The sequence below is a fragment of the Pseudomonas sp. HTZ2 genome, from assembly GCF_033173945.1.
In the GTDB taxonomy this organism is placed as follows: domain Bacteria; phylum Pseudomonadota; class Gammaproteobacteria; order Pseudomonadales; family Pseudomonadaceae; genus Aquipseudomonas; species Aquipseudomonas guariconensis.
On sequence record NZ_CP137332.1, the window covers coordinates 979,945 to 1,003,106 of the forward strand.

Here is a 23,162-nt window from a genome sequence, read left to right on the forward strand (position 1 = left end):
TCAGGCGACGGCGGCGGCCCTTCCTCATCAGGGCCGCGCGGTTTACAGGCATTGGCTGCAGGCCAGGCTAATAACCTGCAGCACCAGCAAACCGCGGCGGATTCTACCAGTTTGTAGTGGGCGCCGTTATAACAGGTTTTTCAGTTGATATAGCGTTTCGATAGCTTGGCGCGGCGTCATGTTGTCCAGGTCCAGCTTGCCCAGCTTCTCGATGGCCGGATGTGGCAGGCTGGCGAATAGGTCGCTCTGATGCGGCACTTGCGGCTCGCCCTTGGCAGCCTTGATCGGCTGCTCATGGGGCAGGCTGGTGGTTTCCAGGCGGCCCAGGTGTTCACGGGCACGCTGGATCACCGGGGAAGGCACGCCAGCCAACTGCGCCACGGCCAGGCCGTAGCTCTGACTGGCAGGGCCCGGGAGGACGTGGTGCAGGAAGACGATCCGCTCGTTGTGCTCGGTGGCGTTCAGGTGCACGTTGGCCACCAGCGGCTCACTCTCCGGCAGCACGGTCAGCTCGAAGTAATGCGTGGCGAACAGGGTATAGGCACGCAATTGGGCCAGGCGCTCGGCCGCAGCCCAGGCCAGGGAAAGCCCGTCGAAGGTACTGGTGCCACGGCCCACTTCGTCCATCAGCACCAGGCTGCGGTCGGTGGCGTTGTGCAGGATGTTCGCGGTTTCGCTCATCTCGACCATGAAGGTCGAGCGGCCGCCGGCCAGGTCGTCGCTGGAGCCGATGCGGGTGAAGATGCGGTCGACCAGCGACAGCTCGCAGCGCGCCGCCGGCACGAAGCTGCCGATGTGCGCCATCAGCACGATCAACGCGGTCTGGCGCATGTAGGTGGATTTACCACCCATGTTCGGGCCGGTGATGATCAGCATGCGTGTGCTGTTGTCCAGCGCCAGGTCGTTGGCCACGAATGGTGTGGTGAGTACCTGTTCGACGACCGGATGGCGACCCTGCTCGATGCGCAGGCACGGCTCGTCGACAAAGCTTGGGCAGTTCAGGTCCAGGTTCAGGGCGCGTTCGGCCAGGTTGCTCAGCACGTCCAGCTCGGCCAGGGCGGCGGCGCTGTCCTGCAGCGGTGCCAGGTGGCCGATCAAAGTCTCGAGCAAGGCGTCATAGAGCATCTTTTCCCGGGCCAGGGCGCGGCTCTTGGCCGACAGCGCCTTGTCCTCGAAGGCCTTGAGCTCGGGTGTGATGAAGCGCTCTGCGCCTTTGAGGGTCTGGCGGCGGATGTAGTCGGCTGGCGCCTGCTCGGCTTGCTTGGTGGGCAGCTCGATGAAGTAGCCGTGCACGCGGTTGTAACCGACCTTGAGGTTGGCCAAGCCGGTGCGGGCCTTCTCACGGGCTTCCAGATCGATGAGGAACTGGCCGGCGTTTTCGCTCATGGCCAGCAGCTCGTCCAGCTCGGTGTCGTAGCCGGTCTTGAGCACGCCGCCGTCGCGGATCACCGCTGGCGGGTTGTCCAGGATTGCCCGTTCCAACAGGCTGGCGAGCTCCGGGTAGGTGCCGGCGATGGCGGCCAGGCGTGCCAGGTGCGGCGCTTCGAGCTCGGCCATGGCGTTCTGCAGCTCGGGCAGGGCGCCGAGGGCATCGCGCAGGCGCGCCAGATCTCGTGGGCGGGCGTTACGCAGGCCGATGCGGGCGAGGATCCGTTCGATATCGCCGATTTCCTTGAGCTGCGGTTGCAGCTTCTCGAAGCGGTAGCCGTCGAGCAGGCAGCGGATCGAATCCTGGCGAGCCTTGAGCACCTTGAGGTCGCGCAGCGGGCGGTTCAGCCAACGGGTCAGCAGGCGACTGGCCATGGCGGTCTGGCAACGGTCGATCACCGATTGCAGGGTATTTTCGCGCCCCCCGGCCAGGTTGATGTCCAGCTCCAGGTTGCGACGGCTGGCGCCATCCAGGATTACGGTGTCATCCATGCGCTCATGACGCAGGCTGCGCAGGTGAGGCAGGGTGGTGCGTTGGGTTTCCTTCGCGTAGGTCAGCAGGCAGCCGGCGGCGCCGATGGCCAGGGTCAGCTTGTCGCAGCCAAAGCCTTTGAGGTCCTGGGTCGCGAATTGCTGGCACAGGCTCTTGCGCGCCGAGTCGCGGTCGAAGTCCCAGGGCGCGCGGCGGCGGCAGCCCGGGCGTTTCTCGGCCGGCAGGCCTTGCGGCCAGTCGTCGGGGATCAACAGTTCCACCGGGTTGATGCGTTCGAGTTCGGCCAGGAGGTTTTCCCAGCCTTTGATCTCCTGCACGGTGAAGTTGCCGCTGGTGATATCCAGCACGGCCAGGCCGAACAGACGCTCGTCCCCGAGCAGCGCGGCGATCAAGTTGTCGCGGCGCTCGTCGAGCAGCGCTTCGTCGCTGACCGTGCCGGGGGTGATGATCCGCACCACTTGGCGTTCCACCGGGCCCTTGCTGGTGGCCGGGTCGCCGATCTGCTCGCAGATCACCACCGACTCGCCCAGCTTGACCAGCTTGGCCAGATAGCCTTCCAGCGAGTGGAAGGGAATCCCGCACATGGGGATCGACTGGCCGGCGGACTGGCCACGGGCGGTCAGGGTGATATCCAGCAGTTTGGCGGCCTTCTTGGCATCTTCGTAGAAGATCTCGTAGAAATCGCCCATGCGGTAGAACATCAGCTGGTCTGGGTGCTGGTTTTTCAGCTTCCAGTACTGCTGCATCATTGGTGTGTGCGCGGAAAGGTCAGACATTCAAGGCCTTGAAGCTGTCTCAGACAAAATGCGAAACGCCCAAGTCTACAGGTTCTTGTCAGCCGGGCACAGGCCGCTTTGGCCACTTCGGCCTTGTTGAAAGCGCTCAAGCCCCGCGTAGCGAGGCGCGGGGCTTGAGCGTGTCAGGTAGGGGTCAGCGGCGCTGCCAGACCACCGGGAACCAGTCCTCGCGCATGCGTTCGCCGTCGCTCAAATTGATGCCAGGGAAAGGTGGCGAAGTGCGCCCCGGACGCTGCACGTAGCGTACGTCATCTCCCAAAAAGCGCGTGGAAAAGGCGCGGCGCCGGTTCGTGCCTGTGTTGCCGGCGGCGCCATGCACGGTGCGGAAATCGAAAACGATGGCATCGCCAGGTTCCATTTCAGGGGAAAGGATCTGGTACTCGCCGTTCTCGACGTCCGGCATGTCCATGAACAGGTTCTGGCCATCGGCGTCGGTGGCACCATAGAAGTCCTGATTGCTGGCCCAGCGTTTGGGGCGTACGGGCTTGGGCCAGCGGTGCGAGCCGAGCACCACGCTCAAGGTATTGTGACGGGTAACCGGGTCCAGCGGGATCCAGTAACTGGCGGTCTGCAGGCCCTGGACACAGTAGTAGGGCAGGTCCTGGTGCCAAGGGGTGGGCTTGGCGGTGCCGGGCTCCTTCACCAGGATGTGGTCGTGGAACACCTGTACCTGCTGCGAGCCCATCAACTCGCCGGCAAGCCCTGCGGCCGGGGAGTTCAGCACGAAGTCAGTGAATGCCGGGATGCGCTGCCAGTTGCAATAGTCTTCGAAGAATCGGCCGCTCTCGCCGGAGCCAACGTTCTCGATGGCGAAGGCACTGGGTTCGGCCAGGTTCTGCTCGAAGCCTTCGCGCAGGCGTTCGATCCAGTCCTTGAACACGCCGCGCAGGATCACCGCGCCGTCTCGCTGGAAATCTTCGATGTGGGGATTCATGGGGCAGCCCTCTCGTTGTTGTTGTCGTGGCACCAGCATCGGGTGCCGCCGAGGGCCGGGTAAATCACAGAATTCCTATGCGCCACTATAGCTATTCTGTATGCCCCACCTTGTTGTCTTGCCCTGCGATTGGCCGGTTAATAGCCCTGCGCCCTGCGTTTTCCGGGCCTTGCGAGAACCCTTCAACGGCAGCGCGACTGCCGGCCAAGAACAAGAACAATGAGGAGTCCCTGGGATGAACGATCACAACAACTTGCGACGAGGCCTGAGTACCCGGCATATCCGCTTCATGGCATTGGGATCGGCGATCGGCACCGGGCTGTTCTACGGCTCGGCGTCGGCGATCAAGCTGGCCGGGCCGTCGGTACTGCTGGCCTACCTGATCGGCGGCGCGGCGATCTACATGATGATGCGTGCCCTCGGTGAAATGGCGGTGCGCAACCCGGTGTCCGGCTCCTTCGGGCAGTACACCAGCCAATACCTGGGGCGCTACCTGGGCTTTCTGACCGGCTGGAGCTATGCATTCTCCATGCTGGTGGTGTGCCTGGCGGATGTCACGGCATTCGGGGTGTACATGGGCTTGTGGTTCCCCGACACACCGCGCTGGATCTGGGTACTGGGGATCGTCTGCTTCATCGGCGCGCTGAACCTGTGCAGCGTGAAGGTGTTCGGCGAGATGGAATTCTGGCTCTCGTTGCTCAAGGTCACCGCAATCATCGCGATGATCGCGGCCGGTGGCGCGGTATTGCTGTTCGGCATCCAGCTGGGTAACGGCGCCGAGACGGTCACGGGGCTGTCCAACCTGTGGAGTCATGGCGGGTTCTTCCCCAATGGGATCGGCGGCATGATCGCCTCCTTCACGGTCGTGATGTTCGCCTTCGGCGGCGTCGAAATGATCGGTATCACCGCCGGCGAAGCCAAGGACCCCAAGCGCGTGCTACCCAAGGCGATCAACTCGGTGCCGCTGCGTATCCTGCTGTTCTATGTGCTCACGCTGGTGGTGCTGATGGCGATTTACCCCTGGACCAACATCGGCAGCCAGGGCAGCCCGTTCGTGCAGATCTTCAGTGGTCTGGGCATAGATTCAGCGGCAACCCTGCTCAACATCGTGGTGATTTCAGCGGCGGTATCTGCGATCAACAGCGACATCTTCAGCGCCGGACGCATGATGTACGGCATGGCCCAGAACGGCCAGGCACCGGTCGGCTTCTCCCGCTTGTCGCGCTTCGGCGTGCCCTGGATGACCGTGCTGGTGATGGGCGTCGCACTCTTGCTGGGCGTGGTGCTGAACTACCTGGCGCCGGAGAACTTGTTCCTGATCCTTGCCGCCGTGGTGACCTTCTCGATCGTCTGGGTGTGGTTGATGATCCTGCTGTCTCAGGTGGCGATGCGTCTTGGCATGAGCCGCGAGGAAATCGCCGCGCTGGACTTCCCGGTGCCGCTGTGGCCCGTCGGGCCGGCCCTGGCGATCGTGTTCATGTTGTTCATCTTCGGCGTGCTGGGCTGGTTCCCGGATACGCGCACCGCGATGTATGTCGGCCTGGGCTGGTTGGCCCTGCTGTCGGTCGGCTACTGGCTGTGGGTGGCGCGCCAGCCACGCCAGGCGCCGGTCAACGCCTGAGTCAGACGGAAAACAGCTCGCTGGCCCAGCGCAGGAATGCCTGGGCCGCAGGGGAGGGGCGCATGGCGCTCGATTGCGCCAGTACCACCGACTGCGGGCTGACGGCTTCACGCAGAGGCCGGCACGCCAGTGGCCGGCCATCGTAGCTCTGGTCGCCCGCAGGCCGTGTGCATGAGAGCGCCACGCCATAGCCATGGGCGACCAGCCCGCGCTGCATCTCGAAGGTCTGGGTCAGTTGCTGGGCGCGTGGCTGCAGGTCGTGGGCCCAGAACAGCGAGAGGAAGTACTCGCGGGTTCGCGCGATGTCTTCGAGGATCAGGCACTCCTCGGCCAGATCGGCCAACGATACCTGCTCTTGGCGGGCCAAAGGATGGTCCGCCGGCAACAGGGCATACGGCGCCACCTGTGCCAGAACTCGGCGCTCGATCTGTGGGTCCAGGCCCACGTCATAAGTCAGCGCCAATTCTGCCTTGCCCTCGTTCAAGCGCCGGTTGACCCCGGCAAGGTCGGTTTCGAACAAAGTCATGGCGACTTCCGGGTGGCGCTGGCGAAAGCCACTGAGCAGGCGCGGCGCGTACCACGGGCCCAGGTCTTGGAAGCAGATCAGGCTGAGATTGCCGCGCAGCACTTGTGGCTCATCCCCCGCACTGCGTATGCCGGCCGCCATGGCCAGGATCTCGCGTGCCTGCTCCAGTAGTTGCCGCCCCGCCGGGCTCAGCTCCAGGCCCCGGCTGGCCTGACGCAGGAACAGTTTTTCGCCCAGGATGGCCTCGAGCTGCGAGATCGCCAGCGACACCGAGGGCTGGGAGATGTGCTTGGCTCGCGCCGCGGCGCTGACGCTGCCCTGTTCGGCGGTGGCGACGAAGTACTCGAGCTGGCGAAAGGTAAAGCCGATCATTGTTGTCTTGACCTCGCTATCGCGGGGAGTCTTCCCGCGGTGTAGGGCTCATGAGAGTACAAGGAAATCCCCACGGTCGGGCGATGGGTATAAGAGAAAGCACGCGCACGGATTGCATTTGCGCTGCAGCACATCCATTATGCACGGTATGCAAAAACGCAACGTAGCCACCGTACTCAAAGCACTGCTCGACCGCCACGGCCTGTCACCGACGGAGCTGCACCGGCGCACGGGCGTTCCCCAATCCACGTTGTCGCGCATCCTCAGCGAGAAGATCGTCGACCCGTCCGACAAGCATGTGTCGAAGATCGCCGAGTACTTCGGCGTCAGTACCGACCAACTGCGCGGGCGCGTCGAGCTGGGCGAGTCCCGCGAGGCGGCGCAGCCGGCCCATGGCCATGCGGACCTGAGCGACATCAGCCTGTGGGACGACGAAACCCCCGTCGAGGATGACGAGGTGTCCGTTCCTTTTCTTCGAGAGGTTGAATTGGCAGCAGGATCAGGAAGATTCGTCATCGAGGAAAGCGAGAAGGCCCGCCTGCGCTTCGGCAAGCGCAGCCTGCGCCACAATGGCGTCCAGTTCGACCAGGCCAAGTGTGTGACCGTGCGCGGCAACAGTATGTTGCCGGTACTTCGTGATGGCGCGACGGTCGGGGTCAACACCGGCAAATGCGCGATCGGCGACATCATCGATGGTGACCTCTACGCCATCAACCACAATGGCCAGTTACGTGTGAAACAGGTCTACCGTCTGCCCACCGGTATTCGTTTGCGCAGCTTCAATCGCGATGAACACCCTGACGAGGACTACAGCTTCCAGCAGATGCAGGAAGAGCAGATCAGCCTGTTGGGCCATGTGTTCTGGTGGGGCATGTACGCTCGCTGAGGCATCTCCTTTTCAATAAAACCCGCTTCGGCGGGTTTTTTTTCGTCCGCAGAAAATCCCTACAAGCCACGTCGTGCATAGCCTTCATGCACTTCAGCAAATTTTATTCGTTAGAAATATGAATTTATGCATTGACTTAATATGCACCAGTGCATGATCTGTGTCTCAAGCCGGTCGACACCGGTTGTTACACAGGCAGCGATGAACAGGCCTCGACTGTTCAGAGGGTTGGCAACTGGCCCGGGTGTGCAGCGTAAAGCACCACGAACAGTTATCCGGCGGGCAGGTGGCCGCGGTCGGAGACACCAATTCGAAGCGGAACCGCCAGGCGTCACCAGATGTGGCCGGCGGTTCGACAACGCATTACTGAAAAGCCTGGCAGCCCGGGCTTTTTGGAATGCCGAGTTCATACACAACCGTCCCGCCGGTAGCACCGGCGGGCATTCATACAGGAGGCAGGACAGTGACGAACGAGCAACAGACGTTGCTGGAGATACCGCTCTGGCTGGTGATCGTCTTGGCATTGCTGGGCGGCCTGAGCGGTGAGATGTGGCGTGCCGACAAGGCTGGCGCGCGAGGATGGGCGCTGGTGCGCCGGCTGGCGTTGCGATCCGGGGCTTGCATGGTCTGCGGGGTCTCGACGGTGATGCTGCTGTACGCCAGCGGCATGTCGATCTGGAGCGCCAGCGCCTTTGGCTGCATGACTGCCATGGCAGGCGCCGACGTAGCTATCGGGCTCTACGAGCGCTGGGCGGCCAAACGCCTGGGGTTGCGTGATGTGCCCCAGGCCGATGAGCGATAGGAGGCATTGCAATGAGCGAACTGGCCACTTTGCATGCGGCCCTGACCGCAACGATTCGTGAGGCGATTCCTGAACTTGCGTCAGTCGATATCGCTTCTGATGTCGAGAGCAGCACCGTCCTGCCGTCGCTGCGCCATGGCATCGTGCGCATGACCGCGGACGCCGCGCCACGGGATGGGCGCTCGGTGCTGGTCACCACCTTCGAGGCGGATATCACCCCCGACCTCGGCGACCCCGATGCACGCCTGCAGGGAAGCCTGCTGGCCGCACAACTGATGGACCTGCTGCGCCAGCAGTATTGGGGCCTGGATTTTGTCGAGGCCAGCCGCAATGCGCTGGCACAGTTCGAGGGTGGCCACTGGATTGTCCGTTGGGAGCAGCCGGTGCTGTTGGGCGAGCCCCAGTGGCACTGGCCTGATCAGCCGCCCGGCCTGCTGATGTTGGGCATCGACCCGGACACCGGGTCGGGCAACGAGCACCGTTATATCGCTGCAGAGGACATCCCATGAGCTACGCCAGCGCGATGCATGATCGGATGCTGGCCAGCCTGGTCATCCCTTGCCGCGTTGTTGCGGTAGACCTGGCCGCAGCTCGGGTGCGGGTATCCGATGGAGCCTGGACCAGTGCCTGGTTGCGCTGGCATTGCCTGGCCGCCGGTAAGGCACGCCACTGGCGGGCACCAAGCCTGGGCGAGCAGGGCGTGTTGATCAGCCCCAGCGGTGAGCCGGCCCTGGGCACTTTCGTGCCGGGCCTTTACGGCAATGCCGGCAGCGCGCCGGACAACCGCGACCATGTGGAGGTGTGGCGGTTCGAGGACGGCGGCTCGCTCGCCTATGACTGGCAGGCCAAGCGCTACGACATCCACCTGCCTGCCGGCAACGCCAGCATCAAGGTAGGCGCCAGCACCCTACGCGTCAGCGAGGGTGCCATCGAGCTCGACGCCACGGCTATCACCCTGACCGGCCAGGTCGCCATCAACGGGCCGCTGACCGTCAGCGGCGACATCAACGGCGGCGGCAGGATCATCGACACCGCTGGCAACACCGCTAACCACAAGCATTGATTGAGGCCCCCCTGCATCGGAAATGCCGGCGCTGACAAGCAGGTTTCCTGCTCCGTGGCGTCTGTATCGCGGGTTTAGCCGCGAACAGGTGCAGGCCTTAACCAGGAGAGACTCTTAAATGCGATTCCACCAACGGACCTCGCACCTTGCAACAGGAGGCGCACCATGATCGGCATGGACCGCCGCACCGGCCAACCTTTGGCCGGCATCGCCCACCTTCGTCAGTCCATCGAGGACATCCTTTCCACCCCGCAAGGCAGCCGGCGCATGCGCCCCGAGTACGGTAGCCAGTTGCGTCGCTACGTCGACTTGCCCGTCAACGACGGCTGGAAGAGCGCCGTGCAAGCGGAAGTCGCCCGCGCCTTGGGGCGTTGGGAGCCGCGCCTGAAGCTTGAGCGGGTGCGTGTGCTGTCGGTGCTCGACGGCCAGGTCAACCTCGCCCTCAGCGGCCGTTACCTGGGCGATGACGCCCTGGTGGAGGTCAGCATATGAGCCAGGTGCCCGCCCTGTCGCGGACGTGTTTTTGCCAGCCCTGAACACCACCCTGCCGCGCTGGGAAATCGACAATCCCAAACGCGTCGCAGCGTTTCTCGCCCAGGTCGGCCATGAATCTGGCCAACTGCGCTACCTCAAGGAGCTGGGCAATGATCGTTACCTCTCGCGTTATGACACGGGCAGCCTGGCCCAGCGGCTAGGCAATACCCCCGAGGCTGATGGTGATGGTCAGCTCTATCGCGGCCGTGGCCTGATCCAGGTGACCGGTCGCAATAACTATCAGGCCTGCAGTCGGGCGCTGTTTGGTGACGAACGCCTGCTGGCGCAGCCGCAGATGCTTGAACAACCCCGCTGGGCCTGTGAATCGGCGGCATGGTTCTGGCATTCACGCGGGCTCAATGCGCTGGCGGACCGGGGTGAGTTCAATCGCATCACCCGTCACATCAATGGTGGGCTCAATGGGCTGGAAGATCGTCTGGCCTTGTGGGCACGGGCGCGGGAGGTGCTGTGTTGAGCCGCCTATGGCTGGGGCTGTGTCTGGTGCTCGTGCTGTTGTCTTCGGCATTGACCTGGCAGGTCCAGGCCTGGCGCTACGGCCGGCTGTTCGCGCAGCAGGCCGAGGCTCAAGCCCATGAAGCCCAGGCGCGCGCAGAGGAAGCAGCGCGAGCGCTGCTCGCCGAGCGCGAGGGACGCCAGCAACTCGAACAACGCCTGCAAGGCAGTGAAACACGACATTTTCAGGAGCTCGCCCATGCCCAACAGACTCAAGCTCGCCTGCGTGACCGCCTGGCTACTGCTGACCTGCGGTTGTCAGTCTTGGTCGAACAGGGCGCCAACTGCACCGCAGTGCCTGCCCCCTCCAGCGCCAGCGGCGTGGATCATGGCCCCGTACGCGCCCGACTTGACCCAGCGGATGCTCGACGCATTATCGCCATCACCGACACCGGAGACCGGGGACTGATCGCCCTGCGCGCCTGCCAGGATTACATTCGGGCATTGGCGCGCTGAGCGCTTGCCTGGCCAAGCGAGGGTGTTAGGGTAGAGCGCAGTTTTCAAGGAGCCCAGCCATGGACCCGATCACCGTTCTTTCTACCCGTCTTGGTGAGCACTTGCGGCGCCTCAATGCGCAGGTGAGCACTGCCGAGTCCTGCACCGGTGGCGGCATCGCCGAGGCCATCACCCGCATTCCCGGCAGCTCGGCGTGGTTCGAGGCCGGTTACGTGACTTATTCCAATACCCAGAAGACCCGCCAGCTAGGTGTCCCTGAAGTGTTGTTCGGCCAGGTGGGCGCGGTGAGCCAGGAAGTGGTCGAGGCCATGGTCCGTGGCGCTCAAGCTGCCAGCGGGGCGCGTTTTGCCGTGGCGGTCAGTGGTGTGGCCGGGCCCGATGGCGGTTCACCTGCCAAACCGGTGGGTACCGTGTGGCTGGCATGGGCCGATGGCAACCATGTGATCAGCGAGCGCCGGCACTTCGACGGCGACCGCGAAGCGGTGCGCCGACAGACGGTGATCACCGCGTTAGACGGCTTGTTACAGCTTGGTGCGGAGTAAATCACCCGACGGGGGTTTGCCAAAGCGAATCCCTGTGGAATAATACTGGCTACTTATACAGTTATTCCCGGCCGCAGGGCCGCCCGTCGAACACGTGAGGATTTCAATGGACGACAACAAGAAGCGCGCCTTGGCTGCTGCCCTGGGTCAGATCGAACGCCAATTCGGCAAGGGCGCGGTCATGCGCATGGGCGACCACGAGCGTCAGGCCATCCCGGCCATTTCCACTGGCTCCCTGGGCCTGGACATCGCCCTTGGCATCGGCGGCTTGCCTAAAGGCCGTATCGTTGAAATCTACGGTCCGGAATCCTCGGGTAAGACCACACTGACCCTGTCGGTTATCGCCGAAGCCCAGAAAAACGGCGCCACCTGCGCCTTCGTCGATGCCGAGCACGCCCTTGATCCCGAGTACGCCGGCAAGCTGGGCGTCAATGTCGATGACCTGTTGGTCTCCCAGCCAGACACCGGCGAGCAAGCCCTGGAAATCACCGACATGCTGGTGCGTTCCAACGCCGTTGACGTGATCATTGTCGACTCCGTGGCCGCGCTGGTCCCGAAGGCCGAAATCGAAGGCGAAATGGGTGACATGCACGTGGGCCTGCAGGCTCGCCTGATGTCCCAAGCGCTGCGCAAGATCACCGGTAACATCAAGAACGCCAACTGCCTGGTCATCTTCATCAACCAGATCCGTATGAAGATCGGTGTGATGTTCGGTAGCCCGGAAACCACCACCGGTGGTAACGCATTGAAGTTCTACGCCTCCGTGCGTCTGGACATCCGTCGTACCGGCGCTGTCAAGGAAGGCGACGAGGTGGTGGGTAGCGAGACCCGCGTCAAGATCGTCAAGAACAAGGTCTCGCCGCCGTTCCGCCAGGCCGAGTTCCAGATCCTCTATGGCAAGGGTATCTACCGCAACGGTGAGATCATCGACCTGGGTGTATCCCAAGGCCTGGTGGAAAAATCCGGTGCCTGGTACAGCTACCAAGGCAACAAGATCGGTCAGGGCAAGGCCAACGCTGCCAAGTTCCTGCAAGACAACCCAGCTGTAGGGGCGGAGATCGAGAAACAAATCCGCGAAAAACTGCTCAACGCAGGTGCCGTCGCCGCTGCTGGCAAGGCCGCCGCTGCTGAAGCCGATGCCGACGACATGGCTGACGCCGACGCCGGTTATTGATTGGCCCATGTCCGTCGTACTCGACAACCCCGTCGCCGTTCGGCGGACAGCCATGGACCTGCTCGCACGCCGCGAGCATGGTCGTGTCGAGCTGACACGTAAGCTGCGTCAGCGCGGCGCACCGGATGAGTTGATCGAGCCTGCGCTCGATCGGCTTGCCGAAGAGGGGCTCCTAAGTGAGGCACGCTACCTCGAAAGCTTCATTTCCTATCGTTCCAATTCCGGCTACGGCCCAGCGCGTATTCGCGAAGAGTTGGGGCAACGCGGCCTGAACCGTGGTGACATCGACCAGGCTCTGCGTGAAAGCGGAGTGGACTGGGCGGCCCGGCTGCAGGAAGTCTGGCAACGCAAGTTCGCCGGGCAACGTCCCCATGATCCCCGAAGCCGTGCCCAGCAGACCCGATTTCTTGCCTACCGTGGATTCCCCATGGAACTGATCGGCCGCCTGCTCAGCGGCCGCAATCTTGACGACTGATTCTTCAGTTTCCCGCTGTCCCCTTTCTCAATCGACCTTCAAGGCTTCCCTTGCTCGCTGTGTGGTGTGCATGGGCTGGGGCTTGGCCCAGTTTTCCGGCAGATTGATGAAGTCCACCAGTTCGCGTAGGCGGCCCTGATCACGGCCATTGAAGGCAAAGGTCAATCGGGTCAGGTGGTTGAAGTTGCCTATCTCGTGCTCGAGGCCGCTGTCTGGTTGTTGATGGTACTTGCCGCTCAGGCGTAGATCGGCGAATCCTTCCTGGATGTCGTAGAGCGCTGCATCGCTCAAGGGATGATGCATGCGAATCACGAACTGGTTCTTCAACCAGCGGCTGGAGTGGTAGTTGCTGTAGAACTGGTTGATCTCCTCCACCGCTTCGTCGGCGCTGTGGACCAGGCGCACCAGCTTCATGTCGCTGGGCAGAATGTAGCGGTTTTCCTCCAGCTGCTTGCTGATGAACGCCAGCGCGTCGCGCCAGAAGGTTCCGCCTGGTGAGTCCAGCAGTACCACTGGCACCAGAGGGCTTTTGCCTGTCTGGATCAAGGTGAGTACCTCGAGAGCTTCATCCAGAGTGCCGAACCCACCTGGGCAGAGCACCAGGGCATCGGCTTCCTTGACGAAGAACAGTTTGCGAATGAAGAAGAAATGGAAGGGCAGTAACTGGTCAGTGCCATCCACTGTGGCATTGGCATGTTGCTCGAAAGGCAGGGTGATGTTGAATCCCAGGCTGTGCCCGGTGCCGGCGCCTTCATGGGCTGCGGCCATGATACCTCCGCCGGCACCGGTAATGACCATCAGGTCGGAGCGTGCCAGGGTGGCGCCCAATTCACGGGCAAGCGCATACATGGGGTGTTCCAATGGCGTACGCGCCGAGCCGAAAACGGTGACCTTCCGCCGTCCCTTGTAGCGTTCCAGGGTGCGGAAGGAATGGTCGAGTTCGCGCAGGGCCTGCAGCGTGATCTTGGCGTTCCAGCGGTTGGTGTCGTCGTGGGCCATGCGCAGGATGGTCAGCATCATGTCGCGGTACAGCGGCAGGTTGGGGCTGTTGGGCGCGACCAGTTGCAGCTGTTCATCAATCTTGCTCAGGTCGATGCCGTTGTCCCTGAAATGATTGAACAAGAGTTCGTTCGGTTGGTAAGGCATTCAACGTCTCCTTCTGCAGCAGAACCTCTGACCGGGACGATGGGGTATCCCGGCCGCGACACTGCGTGTGTCGCTGGCTGCCGTTGCTCGAGTATGCAACCCGAGCATTGCAGTGGGCCTTCAAGGCCATGATGCAGTGACAAATGTCCATCACATTGTTGTTATCGCAGTGCAAGAGCGCCGCGCCTGGGCAGTCTCCTCGGTGCCGGAAATGCGCGGGTATTTGCTATCAATCTAGACCCAAGCGTTAGATCGTGCCGATTGAAGACAGTGCGATGTCCGATAACAGCGCAGTTTTCCCGCTCGTCGGGAGGGGGCCAGCTGTAACGCAGCTCTGGTTAACTGGAAACGCAACGTCTCGATGCAGGAGGTCGCGGTATGCATCGGTTGATCATCGAGGTGGATAGGCAGCTATATCTGCTGCTGGAGCGGGCTGCCCAGGCCCATCAAGTGAGCCTGGAAGCCGAGTGCTTGCGCAGGTTGGAAGTCGCAGAGCGGCACTCGCGTTATCTCCAGGCTCTGCTGGCGGAGTTGCGCGCCGATGAAGAACAGCGGCGCGCCAGTAACAACGACAGGGTTGCCTGAGTTACTTCTTCTTGTTACCCGCCACGCAGCTGGAGGCGTCGAAGGCTTGGTCCATGATCGGCTGGTTGGTCTTGTAGACCGAAAACCGATAGACCAGGACCGCGCCCTTGGACATCAGCTGACGATAGCCATTGTTGCGGCACACGCTGTCGCCCAGCTGGCTGCGAACCTGTTCCGGGTTGGCGCGCATCCGCTCGGCGTGGCTCTCGCGTACGCTCAGGTGGTTGACCAACGCCCGGCCTTTCTCGACGGTATAGCCTTGGTCGAGGATATCTTCGTTGATGGCACGCGGGGTGCCGACGCTGCTTTCCTTGGCGACCTTCTGCAGCATCTGGTTCAGCTCGTATTCCTGCTTGGAGGCCGCCTGGGCCGCCAGTGGCAGTGCGAGCAGCAGGCTCAAGGTCGGGATGGTAAGACGCAGCATGAATCTCTCCTGGTTCGATGACTGGCACTTTGACCTGCGCCAGCGAGCGGCGTTCCATGAAACCACCCGCCTGTGGGATATCCCAGGTCGCCAAAATCGCGATTATAAAGGAGGCGTCCGTCCACCTGCACGGCAAATGACAACGCCTCTGGTAGACTGGCGGCTTGTTTCCCGCCGAGTTGCAACCGTGCCTGTTTCCTTCCTTCTGCGAGGCGTGCAGCCATGAGCCACGCCGTAGCACGCTTGCGCGCCGAACGCCTGGCCCGCAGCAACAAGCCCTTCATCGCCCGTGGTTCGCGCGCGGTGCGTTGTCCGGATTGCCGCGTGATCGCCAGCCACTGCCTGTGTGCCTTTAAGCCCAAGGTCACCGCCGACGCCGGCATGTGTCTGGTGATGCATGACACAGAGCCACTCAAGCCGACCAATACTGGCTGGCTGATCGCTGATCTGGTAGAGGACACCTCGGCCTTTGGCTGGCTCCGTACCGACGTCGACCCGCGCCTGCTCGCATTGCTCGACGACCCCAAATGGCAGCCCTACATCGTCTTCCCCGGTGAGTTCGTCGCGCCAGAGCGGGTTGTCAGCGAGGTGGTGCGCGAGCCGGGTAAACGCCCGTTGTTCATTCTGCTCGACGCCACCTGGACCGAAGCCCGCAAGATGTTTCGCAAGAGCCCTTATCTGGACCGCTTCCCAGTTCTGAGCCTGCAGGCCGAGCAGATGTCGCGTTACAAGCTGCGCCGTTCCAAACGTGATGACCATTTCTGTACCGCCGAGGTTGCGGCAATGTGCTTGGAATTGGCCGGTGACCAACGCGCCAGCGAGGCACTGGACGCCTACCTGGATGTGTTCAGCCTGCATTATTTGAGTGCCAAGCGGCACTTGCCGCTGGATCTGGACGACGACGCGCATCGGCGGTTGCATACCTTCCTATAGTCCAAGGGGCAGGCGCGGTGGATTGGTTCATAATGACCAGGCTGGCAGTCAAGGAGGCGGGGACGACCGGGCAATTGGCTTGACCACCCGGACCGTGCTCGGCATTCTTGGCGCCGATTCGGGCACGACGAAGATGCTGTTATCCCGGACTTCGCCGTGCCATTGCGGCCGGCGGCCCTGCCGTTTGCGCCTTGAGTTGCTCGCCAGGCATTCCTCCACCCCTCGCGCCTGGCACAGAACAGGATCCTTAGATCGATGGCCACATACGAAATCCTGATTGCCGATGACCACCCACTGTTTCGTAGCGCCCTGCGCCAGGCCGTTACCCTCGGCCTGGGGCCGGATGTACGTCTGGTCGAGGTGGCGAGCATCGCCGAGCTGGAAACCCGCCTGTCCGAGAAGGCCGACTGGGATCTGGTCCTGTTGGACCTGAACATGCCCGGCGCCTATGGTTTCTCCGGCTTGGTCCTGCTGCGTGGGCAGTACCCGCAGATTCCAGTGGTCATGGTCTCGGCGCAGGAAGAGGCGGCCGTGGTGGTCAAGTCTCGCGAGTTCGGTGCCAGCGGTTTCATCCCCAAGTCGAGCAACCTGGACGTCATCCAGGATGCAGTGCAGAAGGTGCTCGATGGTGACGTGTGGTGGCCGCCACAGGCGTTCGAGAAGGTCGATGTCTCGGCCGAGGCCAAGGCTGCGAGCGAAGGTCTGGCCAGTCTGACGCCGCAGCAGTTCCGGGTGCTGACCATGGTCTGTGAAGGTTTGCTGAACAAGCAGATCGCCTACGAATTGAGCGTGTCGGAGGCGACCATCAAGGCCCACGTGACGGCAATCTTCCGCAAGCTGGGGGTGCGTACCCGTACTCAGGCAGCATTGCTGCTGCAACAACTCGAATCGGTTTCGGCTAACTAAGTTCCCGTATATTCACGCTTTTTTGACCCGGGTTGGACTAATCTGCTGGCCCTTTAATCGGTGAAGTAACCGTCCATGTCGCCATTCAAAGGCCAGACCGGCCTTAAACGTATCTTCAACGCCGCCGGCTATTCGTTGGACGGCCTGCGTACCGCTTTCAAGGGCGAGGCGGCGTTCCGCCAGCTGGTGCTGGCCAACGTCGTACTGATTCCGTTGGCCTTCTGGCTGCCCGTCACCCGTGTGGAGCGTGCGATCCTTATCGCCGTATGCTTGCTGGGGTTGATCGTCGAGTTGCTCAATTCTGCGGTTGAGGCGGCCATCGACCGTATCTCCCTGGAGCGCCACCCCTTGTCCAAGAATGCCAAGGACATGGGCAGCGCTGCGCAACTGGTCGCGATGACCATGGTGGCGCTGGTGTGGGGTGTAATCCTGCTCTGATCAGGCAATCGGCGGCAGGACGATCTCGTCACTGCGGCTGACGCCGGCGGTGAAGTTACGGCACAGCTCCAGGAATTCGCGCATGGCCGAGGTCTGGTATTTCTGCTTGTGCCAGATGAAATAGAACTGCCGCGACAAGTCCAGTTCCGGCGTTTCCACCGCCACCAGGCTGCCACGCCGGAACGCGTCGCGCAGGGCCAGGCGCGAGATGCAGCCGATGCCCAAGCCGGACTCAACGGCACGTTTGATCGCCTCGGTGTGTTCCAGCTCCAGGCGGATGTTCAGGTTGGCGCGGTGATGACGCATGGCTTGGTCGAACGTCAGCCGCGTCCCCGAGCCTTGCTCGCGAAGAATCCACGCCTCGTGGGACAAGGTCTCCACATCTGCCCGGCCCACCTTGGCCAAGGGATGCTGAGGCGCGCAGAACACCACCAGTTCATCTTCCACCCAGGGCTGCACTTCCAGATCCGGGTGGTTGCAGTCGCCTTCGATTAGACCCAGGTCAATTTCATAGTGCGCGACCTGCTGCACGATATGTACGGTGTTCTGCACATGGAGTTTGACCTGACTCTCCGGGTGACCCTGCATGAAGCTGCCGATCAGCAGGGTTGCCAAGTAGTTGCCGATGGTCAAGGTGGCACCGACCGAGAGCGATCCGAAGCCGGACTTGCCATTGAGCAGGTCCTCGATCTCCTTGGCCTGGTCGAGCAGGGCAACGGCCTGGGGCAGCAATTGATGGCCCAAGGCATTGAGGCTCAGCCGTTTACCCGCGCGGTCGAATAACTGGCAGCTCGATTGCCGCTCCAGTTCAGTGATCGAGGTGCTGGCGGCCGATTGCGACAACGCCAACAGGCTCGCGGCCCGGGACACGCTTTGGTGCTGGGCGACGGCGACAAAGACTTGTAGCTGACGAAGCGTGAATCGCATATCTATATAACCGATAAGACATATCTTGATAATCCATTTAACAGATATTGTCGCTGCCCCTAAAATATCGCGCAATAGTGCGCTAGGTCCGCGCCGCGTCTTTCTTCAGGAGCCCCATCGATGAGCAACATGAACCACGAACGTGTCCTCAGTGTGCACCACTGGAACGACACTCTGTTCAGCTTCAAGTGCACCCGTGATCCGGGCCTGCGCTTCGAGAACGGTCAGTTCGTGATGATCGGCCTGCAACAGGACAACGGCCGTCCGCTCATGCGCGCCTATTCCATCGCTTCGCCTAACTGGGAAGAGCACCTGGAGTTCTTCAGCATCAAGGTGCCGGATGGCCCGCTGACCTCCCAGCTGCAGCACTTGAAGGAAGGTGACGAGATCATCATCAGCAAGAAGCCCACCGGTACCCTGGTGCTCGACGACCTGAACCCGGGCAAGCACCTTTACCTGCTGAGCACCGGCACCGGTCTGGCGCCGTTCATGAGCGTCATCCAGGATCCGGAAACCTACGAGCGCTTCGAAAAAGTGATCCTGGTTCACGGCGTGCGCTACGTCAACGAAGTCGCCTACCGTGAGTTCATCACCGAGCACCTGCCACAGAACGAGTTCTTCGGCGAGGCAGTTCGCGACAAGCTGATCTACTACCCGACCGTGACCCGCGAGCCGTTCGAAAATCAGGGCCGTCTGACCGACCTGATGCGCAGCGGCAAGCTGTTCAGCGACATCGGCCTGCCACCGATCAACCCACAGGACGACCGCGCCATGATCTGTGGTAGCCCGAGCATGCTCGACGAAACCGCCGAGGTTCTCGACAGCTTCGGTCTGAAGATCTCCCCACGCATGCGTGAGCCAGGTGACTACCTGATCGAGCGTGCTTTCGTCGAAAAGTAAGACGAATCGCACAACGCAAAAACGCAGGCCATGGCCTGCGTTTTTTTATGTCCGGAAAACCGGTACTGCCGGCGGCTGCACCGCCGGGAATTTTCCGAAAGGCTTAAGCGTCCGGTACGACTTCCAGAACACGGATCTGGTCTGGCTTCGGGTAGTGCCAGCGCACCTGGACATCCCAGAACTTCACCCCATACACCCGATCAGCTGGCGGTACCTGGTAAGCCGGGCGTGGGTCCTGCGCCAGGCACTGCTCGATCAGCTCGACCAATGGCTCTCGAAGACGCAAGGCATGTGTATGGGCCTGGGGTAGGGCGGCCTCGCTCCAGGTCACGGCAATAGGTTCAGGCGCATCGCTGGCCATCTGGTTGGTTGCATCATCGATGCAGTCGGCGTAGGGCACATAAGGCTTGATGTCCAGTACCGGCGTCCCGTCGAGCAGGTCGATCCCCGACAGCAGCAGACGACCTGCCTCGACACCCTCCAGGCGCACCACTGACTGGCCGATACCATTGGGTCTGTGGGTGGCGCGGGTGGCGAACACGCCCATGCTCTTGTTGCCCCCTAGGCGCGGCGGGCGCACCTTCAGGCGGGGCTTGTCTTCCAGGGCCTGGTGGAACAGGAACAACAGCCAGACATGGCTGACCTGTTCGAGCCCGGCGACGGCATCACCTTGGTCGAACGGGGGCAGCAGTTCCAGCACGCCACGTGCGGCGGGCGCAAGCTGCGGCTGGCGAGGTATGGCGAACTTCTCCTTGAAGCAGGAGCGGACGATGCCAACCGGTGAGACCGTATGTTGCATCGTGCTCAGCCACGCACACGCAGGGTCAGGCCCTTGAGAAAGTTGCGCAGCAGCTGGTCGCCACAAGGTCGGTAGTTGTCATGGCCGACCTTGCGGAACAGCGCGCTGAGTTCGGGTTTGGACACTGGGAAGTTGACCGACTTCAGAATCACGTGCAGGTCTTCCTCCTTGAGTTCGAAGGCCACGCGCAACTTCTTGAGGATGGTGTTATTGCTCACCGGGACTTCGATCGGTTGCGCCGGGCGGCTGTCATCGCGGCCTCGACGGTGAATCACCAACCCGTCGAGAAAATGCGCCATGACCCGTTCCGGGCAACGCACGTAGCCGGCTTCATCTTCTTTCTTCAAGTAGGTGGCGACCGCTTCGGGAGAAACTTCGAGGCCGGTCAGCCCAATGATCTCGGCCATTTGGGCATCGCTGACCTTGAGCATGTAGCGCAGGCTGCGCAGGACATCGTTGTGGTTCATGGTGACAAATCCTGTTCAGGCGCCACGCCAGCAGTGGCGTGGCGATAATGCTAGGGGCAGTGTGGCCCGGTGCGGATACATTGCGTACAGGGCCTAGAAGCGTTCGTTGGTCGCCAGGTAGCGCCACTGCCCGGCGGGCAGCTTGCCCATGGACACCCCGCCCAGGCGGATACGGCGCATACCCAGCACCTTGAGTCCAAGGGCGGCGCACAAGGCGCCGATCTGCCCGGGCCGCGGATTCTTCAGGGCCAGGCGCAGATGCCTTTCGTTCTGCCAACTGGCCTTGGCCTTGGGCAGTTCCTGACCGCTGCGGGTGATGCCACGGGCAAGGCGCTGCAAGGCCTCTGCCGACGCCTGGCCTTCGACCTGGACGATGTACTCCTGCTCCATCCGATGAAGATCGGCCTCGAGCTTGCGGGTGACTCGCCAGTCCTGGGTGTACAGCTGCATACCGGTTGCGCCGGGTTCCAGAGGCGCGACACAGGACAACCTGGCGAAGTGACCATGCAGCGGGCGCACCGAAGGCGGATGGGCTTCGCTGAGGGTAGCCATGGTCATGCTGCTGCGACCGCTCTCGGCGTCCTGACCAGCCGTTTGATTGAGCAGGAGCGTGACCGGTGGCAGTTGCTCGGCGCGTGCTCCCGGGAGCAGTGCAACCTGCTCGGTCCCGACCTTGTAGTGGGGTTGCTCGACCACGACGCCATCCACCGTGACCCAGCCGCCCTCGATGTACAGCTCGGCCTCGCGGCGGGAGCAACCAAGTTGCTCGATGAGGCGTTTGGAGAGGCGCAGGGGTTCTGACATGAAGGCAATTCGCAAAATGAGGCAGGGAAGGCCGCCATTGTACCTCTCTGGACGATCTTGGGGCTGGGAATCTATGTCATTTACGCCATTTCAGGAGGGGCGTACGGCATCCTGCATCCAAAGCTCAAGAGCCTGTGCGAATCAGGGTCATGTGCAGTAAGGGATAGGGCTGACCTAGTCCATCGGTATCCGAACGCCCGGTGACTTCGAACCCTTCGTGCAGGTAGAACCCCAGCGCCTGGGGGTTTTGCTCGTTGACATCCAGGCGTTCGGCATTGAGTTCGTCGACGGCATAGCGCAACAGCCGTTTGCCGATGCCCTGGCCACGGTATTCAGGGGCGACGAAGAGCATGTCCACCCGTCCATTGGCGACGCCGGCAAAACCAAGAATGCGCCTGGTGCTGTCCCTGCAGCAGACCAGCATCACGGCGTCCAGATAACGGCGTAGCACATGTTCGCGCAGCAGCACGATATAGGCATCGGGCATGAAGTCGTGGGTGGCGCGCACCGAGGCCTCCCAGATCCGCACCAGTTCCGGGTAGTCGCTCACATTTGGCGTTTGAAGCGTCAGTGCCGGTTGCATCGCATTGCTCCTGCTGGGTCCTGAGGAAAACATAGATGCAAAAAAAAGCCCCGCCAGTGGCGGGGCTTGATCGGGGCTGACCTGAGGAGGCTCAGATCGGTTCTGCCCACATGTCGTATTCGTCGGCATCGACGATGCGGCAGCGCACCTTGTCGCCTGGCTTGAAGCCATGATCGCCATCGATGAACACGCTGCCGTCGATTTCCGGGGCATCGAAGAAGCTGCGGCCAACCGAGCCCTGCTCCTCGACTTCGTCGATCAGCACGTCGATTTCCTTGCCGATGCGCAGTTGCAGGCGTGCGGCGCTGATGGCCTGCTGGTGCGCCATGAAGCGGTCCCAGCGCTCCTGCTTGATTTCGTCCGGGACTTCTTCCAGGCCCAGATCGTTGGCCGGGGCGCCTTCGACCGGCGAGTACTGGAAGCAGCCGACGCGATCGAGCTGGGCTTCGGTCAGCCAGTCGAGCAGGTATTGGAAGTCTTCTTCGGTTTCACCGGGGAAGCCGACGATGAAGGTGGAGCGGATCACCAGCTCAGGGCACTGCTCGCGCCAGCTCTTGATGCGGGCCAGGGTACGGTCTTCGAAGGCCGGACGCTTCATGGCCTTGAGCACCTTGGGGCTGGCGTGCTGGAAGGGAATGTCCAGGTACGGCAGGATCTTGCCGGCGGCCATCAGGGGGATCACGTCGTCGACGTTCGGGTATGGGTAGACATAATGCAGGCGCACCCAGGCACCGAGGCTGCTCAGGGCCTCGCACAACTCGAGCATGCGGGTCTTGACCGGGCGACCGTTCCAGAAATCGGTCTTGTACTTGACGTCCACACCGTAGGCGCTGGTGTCCTGAGAGATCACCAGGATTTCCTTGACACCGGCCTTGACCAGGCGCTCGGCCTCGCTCAGCACTTCGCCGACCGGGCGGCTAACCAATTTGCCGCGCATCGACGGGATGATGCAGAAGCTGCAGCTGTGGTTGCAGCCTTCGGAAATCTTCAGGTAGGCGTAGTGACGTGGGGTCAGCTTGACGCCTTGGGGCGGGACCAGATCGATCAGCGGGTTGTGGTCCTGACGCGGTGGAACCACTTCGTGTACGGCATTGACTACCTGCTCGTACTGTTGCGGGCCGCTGACCGACAGCACGCTCGGGTGCACGTCGCGGATATTGCCTTCCTCGACACCCATGCAACCGGTGACGATGACCTTGCCGTTTTCCTTGATCGCCTCGCCGATCACCTCCAGGGACTCGGCCTTGGCGCTGTCGATGAAGCCGCAGGTGTTGACCACCACCACGTCGGCGTCCTCGTAGGTAGGCACGACTTCATAGCCTTCCATGCGCAGCTGGGTCAGGATGCGCTCGGAGTCAACGAGAGCCTTGGGGCAACCCAGGCTGACGAAACCGACCTTCGGGGTGGCGGGAGTGGTGGACATGGCTAACCTCGGTATTGAAGACAGATCGCCCAGCCGCTGACGGGGGCGATACTGATGGGCGCTTTTGGCGCCTCTGATCAAAAAGTGCGCAATTCTAGCGAGCGCAAGGTCGCTTTACCAGCAGAAATACGACGAACGCTGCGCTATGCTTCGCGCCGTTGCGCGGGGGCATTCGGGATGGCTCGGCGCGGGTGCAACTCAAATGGGTCTA

Annotated in this window: 27 protein-coding genes; 16 read left to right on the forward strand and 11 right to left on the reverse strand. The window is 62.2% G+C overall.

All coding sequences use genetic code 11. From position 1 onward, the window contains the following. Window positions 1-126: 126 nt before the first annotated feature. Window positions 127-2,697, reverse strand: a complete 2,571-nt coding sequence (gene mutS, locus R6G97_RS04640) for a DNA mismatch repair protein MutS (RefSeq protein ID WP_043208806.1) — start codon at window positions 2,695-2,697, stop codon at window positions 127-129. A gap of 154 nt (window positions 2,698-2,851) precedes the next feature. Then, the gene (locus R6G97_RS04645; protein WP_043208804.1) at window positions 2,852-3,652 is read right to left on the reverse strand and encodes a phytanoyl-CoA dioxygenase family protein; all 801 of its coding nucleotides are present in this window, start codon (window positions 3,650-3,652) and stop codon (window positions 2,852-2,854) included. 235 nt (window positions 3,653-3,887) lie between these two features. On the opposite strand from R6G97_RS04645, the gene R6G97_RS04650 reads away from it, so the two are divergent. Next, the gene (locus R6G97_RS04650) at window positions 3,888-5,273 is read left to right on the forward strand and encodes an amino acid permease (RefSeq protein ID WP_317847850.1); all 1,386 of its coding nucleotides are present in this window, start codon (window positions 3,888-3,890) and stop codon (window positions 5,271-5,273) included. Between the two features lies 1 nt (window position 5,274). On the opposite strand, the gene R6G97_RS04655 is transcribed toward R6G97_RS04650, so the two are convergent. Further along, on the reverse strand, window positions 5,275-6,171 hold the full coding sequence (locus R6G97_RS04655) for a LysR substrate-binding domain-containing protein (protein WP_043208800.1): 897 nt from the start codon (window positions 6,169-6,171) through the stop codon (window positions 5,275-5,277). A gap of 139 nt (window positions 6,172-6,310) precedes the next feature. On the opposite strand from R6G97_RS04655, the gene R6G97_RS04660 reads away from it, so the two are divergent. The 10 genes from R6G97_RS04660 to recX all read left to right on the forward strand — a co-directional run bounded on the left by R6G97_RS04660 (window position 6,311) and on the right by recX (window position 12,616). Further along, the gene (locus tag R6G97_RS04660; protein WP_043208797.1) at window positions 6,311-7,057 is read left to right on the forward strand and encodes a LexA family transcriptional regulator; all 747 of its coding nucleotides are present in this window, start codon (window positions 6,311-6,313) and stop codon (window positions 7,055-7,057) included. Window positions 7,058-7,520: 463 nt separating this feature from the next. Next, window positions 7,521-7,859 carry a phage holin family protein gene (locus tag R6G97_RS04665; RefSeq protein WP_043208794.1) on the forward strand — a complete coding sequence of 113 codons (339 nt, stop codon included), beginning with the start codon at window positions 7,521-7,523 and terminating at the stop codon, window positions 7,857-7,859. Window positions 7,860-7,870: 11 nt separating this feature from the next. Further along, window positions 7,871-8,368: a hypothetical protein gene (locus tag R6G97_RS04670; RefSeq protein WP_317847851.1), complete on the forward strand. Its 498-nt coding sequence runs from the start codon at window positions 7,871-7,873 to the stop codon at window positions 8,366-8,368. After that, window positions 8,365-8,922, forward strand: a complete 558-nt coding sequence (locus R6G97_RS04675; RefSeq protein ID WP_090346100.1) for a phage baseplate assembly protein V — start codon at window positions 8,365-8,367, stop codon at window positions 8,920-8,922. Before R6G97_RS04670 ends, R6G97_RS04675 begins: the two co-directional genes overlap by 4 nt. A 165-nt stretch (window positions 8,923-9,087) precedes the next feature. After that, on the forward strand, window positions 9,088-9,414 hold the full coding sequence (locus R6G97_RS04680; protein WP_043208788.1) for a GPW/gp25 family protein: 327 nt from the start codon (window positions 9,088-9,090) through the stop codon (window positions 9,412-9,414). Continuing rightward, a complete protein-coding gene (locus R6G97_RS04685) occupies window positions 9,386-9,931 on the forward strand; it encodes a glycoside hydrolase family 19 protein (protein ID WP_317847852.1) in 546 nt (181 codons plus the stop codon). The genes R6G97_RS04680 and R6G97_RS04685 overlap by 29 nt, the downstream gene beginning before the upstream one ends. After that, the gene (locus tag R6G97_RS04690; RefSeq protein WP_253131219.1) at window positions 9,928-10,425 is read left to right on the forward strand and encodes a lysis system i-spanin subunit Rz; all 498 of its coding nucleotides are present in this window, start codon (window positions 9,928-9,930) and stop codon (window positions 10,423-10,425) included. The genes R6G97_RS04685 and R6G97_RS04690 overlap by 4 nt, the downstream gene beginning before the upstream one ends. Before the next feature lie 59 nt (window positions 10,426-10,484). Then, complete coding sequence (locus R6G97_RS04695) at window positions 10,485-10,967, forward strand: CinA family protein (RefSeq protein WP_043208761.1); 483 nt, start codon at window positions 10,485-10,487, stop codon at window positions 10,965-10,967. 106 nt (window positions 10,968-11,073) lie between these two features. Next, window positions 11,074-12,141: a recombinase RecA gene (recA, locus tag R6G97_RS04700; protein ID WP_043208760.1), complete on the forward strand. Its 1,068-nt coding sequence runs from the start codon at window positions 11,074-11,076 to the stop codon at window positions 12,139-12,141. Window positions 12,142-12,148: 7 nt separating this feature from the next. Next, window positions 12,149-12,616, forward strand: coding sequence for a recombination regulator RecX (recX, locus tag R6G97_RS04705; protein WP_317847853.1), 468 nt, complete (start codon window positions 12,149-12,151; stop codon window positions 12,614-12,616). A 27-nt stretch (window positions 12,617-12,643) separates the two neighbouring features. On the opposite strand, the gene R6G97_RS04710 is transcribed toward recX, so the two are convergent. Continuing rightward, a complete protein-coding gene (locus R6G97_RS04710) occupies window positions 12,644-13,762 on the reverse strand; it encodes an LOG family protein (protein WP_043208756.1) in 1,119 nt (372 codons plus the stop codon). 378 nt (window positions 13,763-14,140) lie between these two features. On the opposite strand from R6G97_RS04710, the gene R6G97_RS04715 reads away from it, so the two are divergent. Further along, the gene (locus R6G97_RS04715; RefSeq protein WP_090346107.1) at window positions 14,141-14,347 is read left to right on the forward strand and encodes a hypothetical protein; all 207 of its coding nucleotides are present in this window, start codon (window positions 14,141-14,143) and stop codon (window positions 14,345-14,347) included. Between the two features lies 1 nt (window position 14,348). Here the strand turns inward: R6G97_RS04715 and R6G97_RS04720 are convergent, their stop codons facing one another. Then, window positions 14,349-14,771: a quorum-sensing-regulated virulence factor family protein gene (locus R6G97_RS04720; RefSeq protein ID WP_043208752.1), complete on the reverse strand. Its 423-nt coding sequence runs from the start codon at window positions 14,769-14,771 to the stop codon at window positions 14,349-14,351. A 222-nt stretch (window positions 14,772-14,993) separates the two neighbouring features. On the opposite strand from R6G97_RS04720, the gene R6G97_RS04725 reads away from it, so the two are divergent. The 3 genes from R6G97_RS04725 (at window position 14,994) to R6G97_RS04735 (ending at window position 17,048) form a co-directional block, all read left to right on the forward strand. Then, window positions 14,994-15,704 carry a tRNA-uridine aminocarboxypropyltransferase gene (locus R6G97_RS04725; RefSeq protein ID WP_070572311.1) on the forward strand — a complete coding sequence of 237 codons (711 nt, stop codon included), beginning with the start codon at window positions 14,994-14,996 and terminating at the stop codon, window positions 15,702-15,704. 255 nt (window positions 15,705-15,959) lie between these two features. Next, window positions 15,960-16,610: a response regulator transcription factor ErdR gene (gene erdR / locus R6G97_RS04730; RefSeq protein WP_043208748.1), complete on the forward strand. Its 651-nt coding sequence runs from the start codon at window positions 15,960-15,962 to the stop codon at window positions 16,608-16,610. Between the two features lie 75 nt (window positions 16,611-16,685). Further along, window positions 16,686-17,048 carry a diacylglycerol kinase gene (locus R6G97_RS04735; RefSeq protein WP_043208747.1) on the forward strand — a complete coding sequence of 121 codons (363 nt, stop codon included), beginning with the start codon at window positions 16,686-16,688 and terminating at the stop codon, window positions 17,046-17,048. On the opposite strand, the gene finR is transcribed toward R6G97_RS04735, so the two are convergent. Then, on the reverse strand, window positions 17,049-17,975 hold the full coding sequence (gene finR, locus R6G97_RS04740) for a LysR family transcriptional regulator FinR (protein ID WP_043208745.1): 927 nt from the start codon (window positions 17,973-17,975) through the stop codon (window positions 17,049-17,051). Window positions 17,976-18,095: 120 nt separating this feature from the next. On the opposite strand from finR, the gene fpr reads away from it, so the two are divergent. Then, a complete protein-coding gene (gene fpr / locus R6G97_RS04745) occupies window positions 18,096-18,875 on the forward strand; it encodes a ferredoxin-NADP reductase (protein ID WP_043208743.1) in 780 nt (259 codons plus the stop codon). A gap of 103 nt (window positions 18,876-18,978) precedes the next feature. On the opposite strand, the gene tsaA is transcribed toward fpr, so the two are convergent. From tsaA to rimO, 5 genes are all read right to left on the reverse strand, one after another. Next, a complete protein-coding gene (gene tsaA, locus R6G97_RS04750) occupies window positions 18,979-19,674 on the reverse strand; it encodes a tRNA (N6-threonylcarbamoyladenosine(37)-N6)-methyltransferase TrmO (RefSeq protein WP_043208741.1) in 696 nt (231 codons plus the stop codon). Between the two features lie 5 nt (window positions 19,675-19,679). Further along, complete coding sequence (locus tag R6G97_RS04755) at window positions 19,680-20,141, reverse strand: DUF1456 family protein (RefSeq protein WP_043208739.1); 462 nt, start codon at window positions 20,139-20,141, stop codon at window positions 19,680-19,682. Between the two features lie 93 nt (window positions 20,142-20,234). After that, the gene (locus tag R6G97_RS04760; RefSeq protein ID WP_317847854.1) at window positions 20,235-20,945 is read right to left on the reverse strand and encodes an rRNA pseudouridine synthase; all 711 of its coding nucleotides are present in this window, start codon (window positions 20,943-20,945) and stop codon (window positions 20,235-20,237) included. Between the two features lie 124 nt (window positions 20,946-21,069). Further along, window positions 21,070-21,528, reverse strand: a complete 459-nt coding sequence (locus R6G97_RS04765) for a GNAT family N-acetyltransferase (protein ID WP_043208735.1) — start codon at window positions 21,526-21,528, stop codon at window positions 21,070-21,072. A 91-nt stretch (window positions 21,529-21,619) separates the two neighbouring features. Then, the gene (gene rimO, locus R6G97_RS04770) at window positions 21,620-22,951 is read right to left on the reverse strand and encodes a 30S ribosomal protein S12 methylthiotransferase RimO (protein WP_043208732.1); all 1,332 of its coding nucleotides are present in this window, start codon (window positions 22,949-22,951) and stop codon (window positions 21,620-21,622) included. Between the last annotated feature and the right edge of the window lie 211 nt (window positions 22,952-23,162).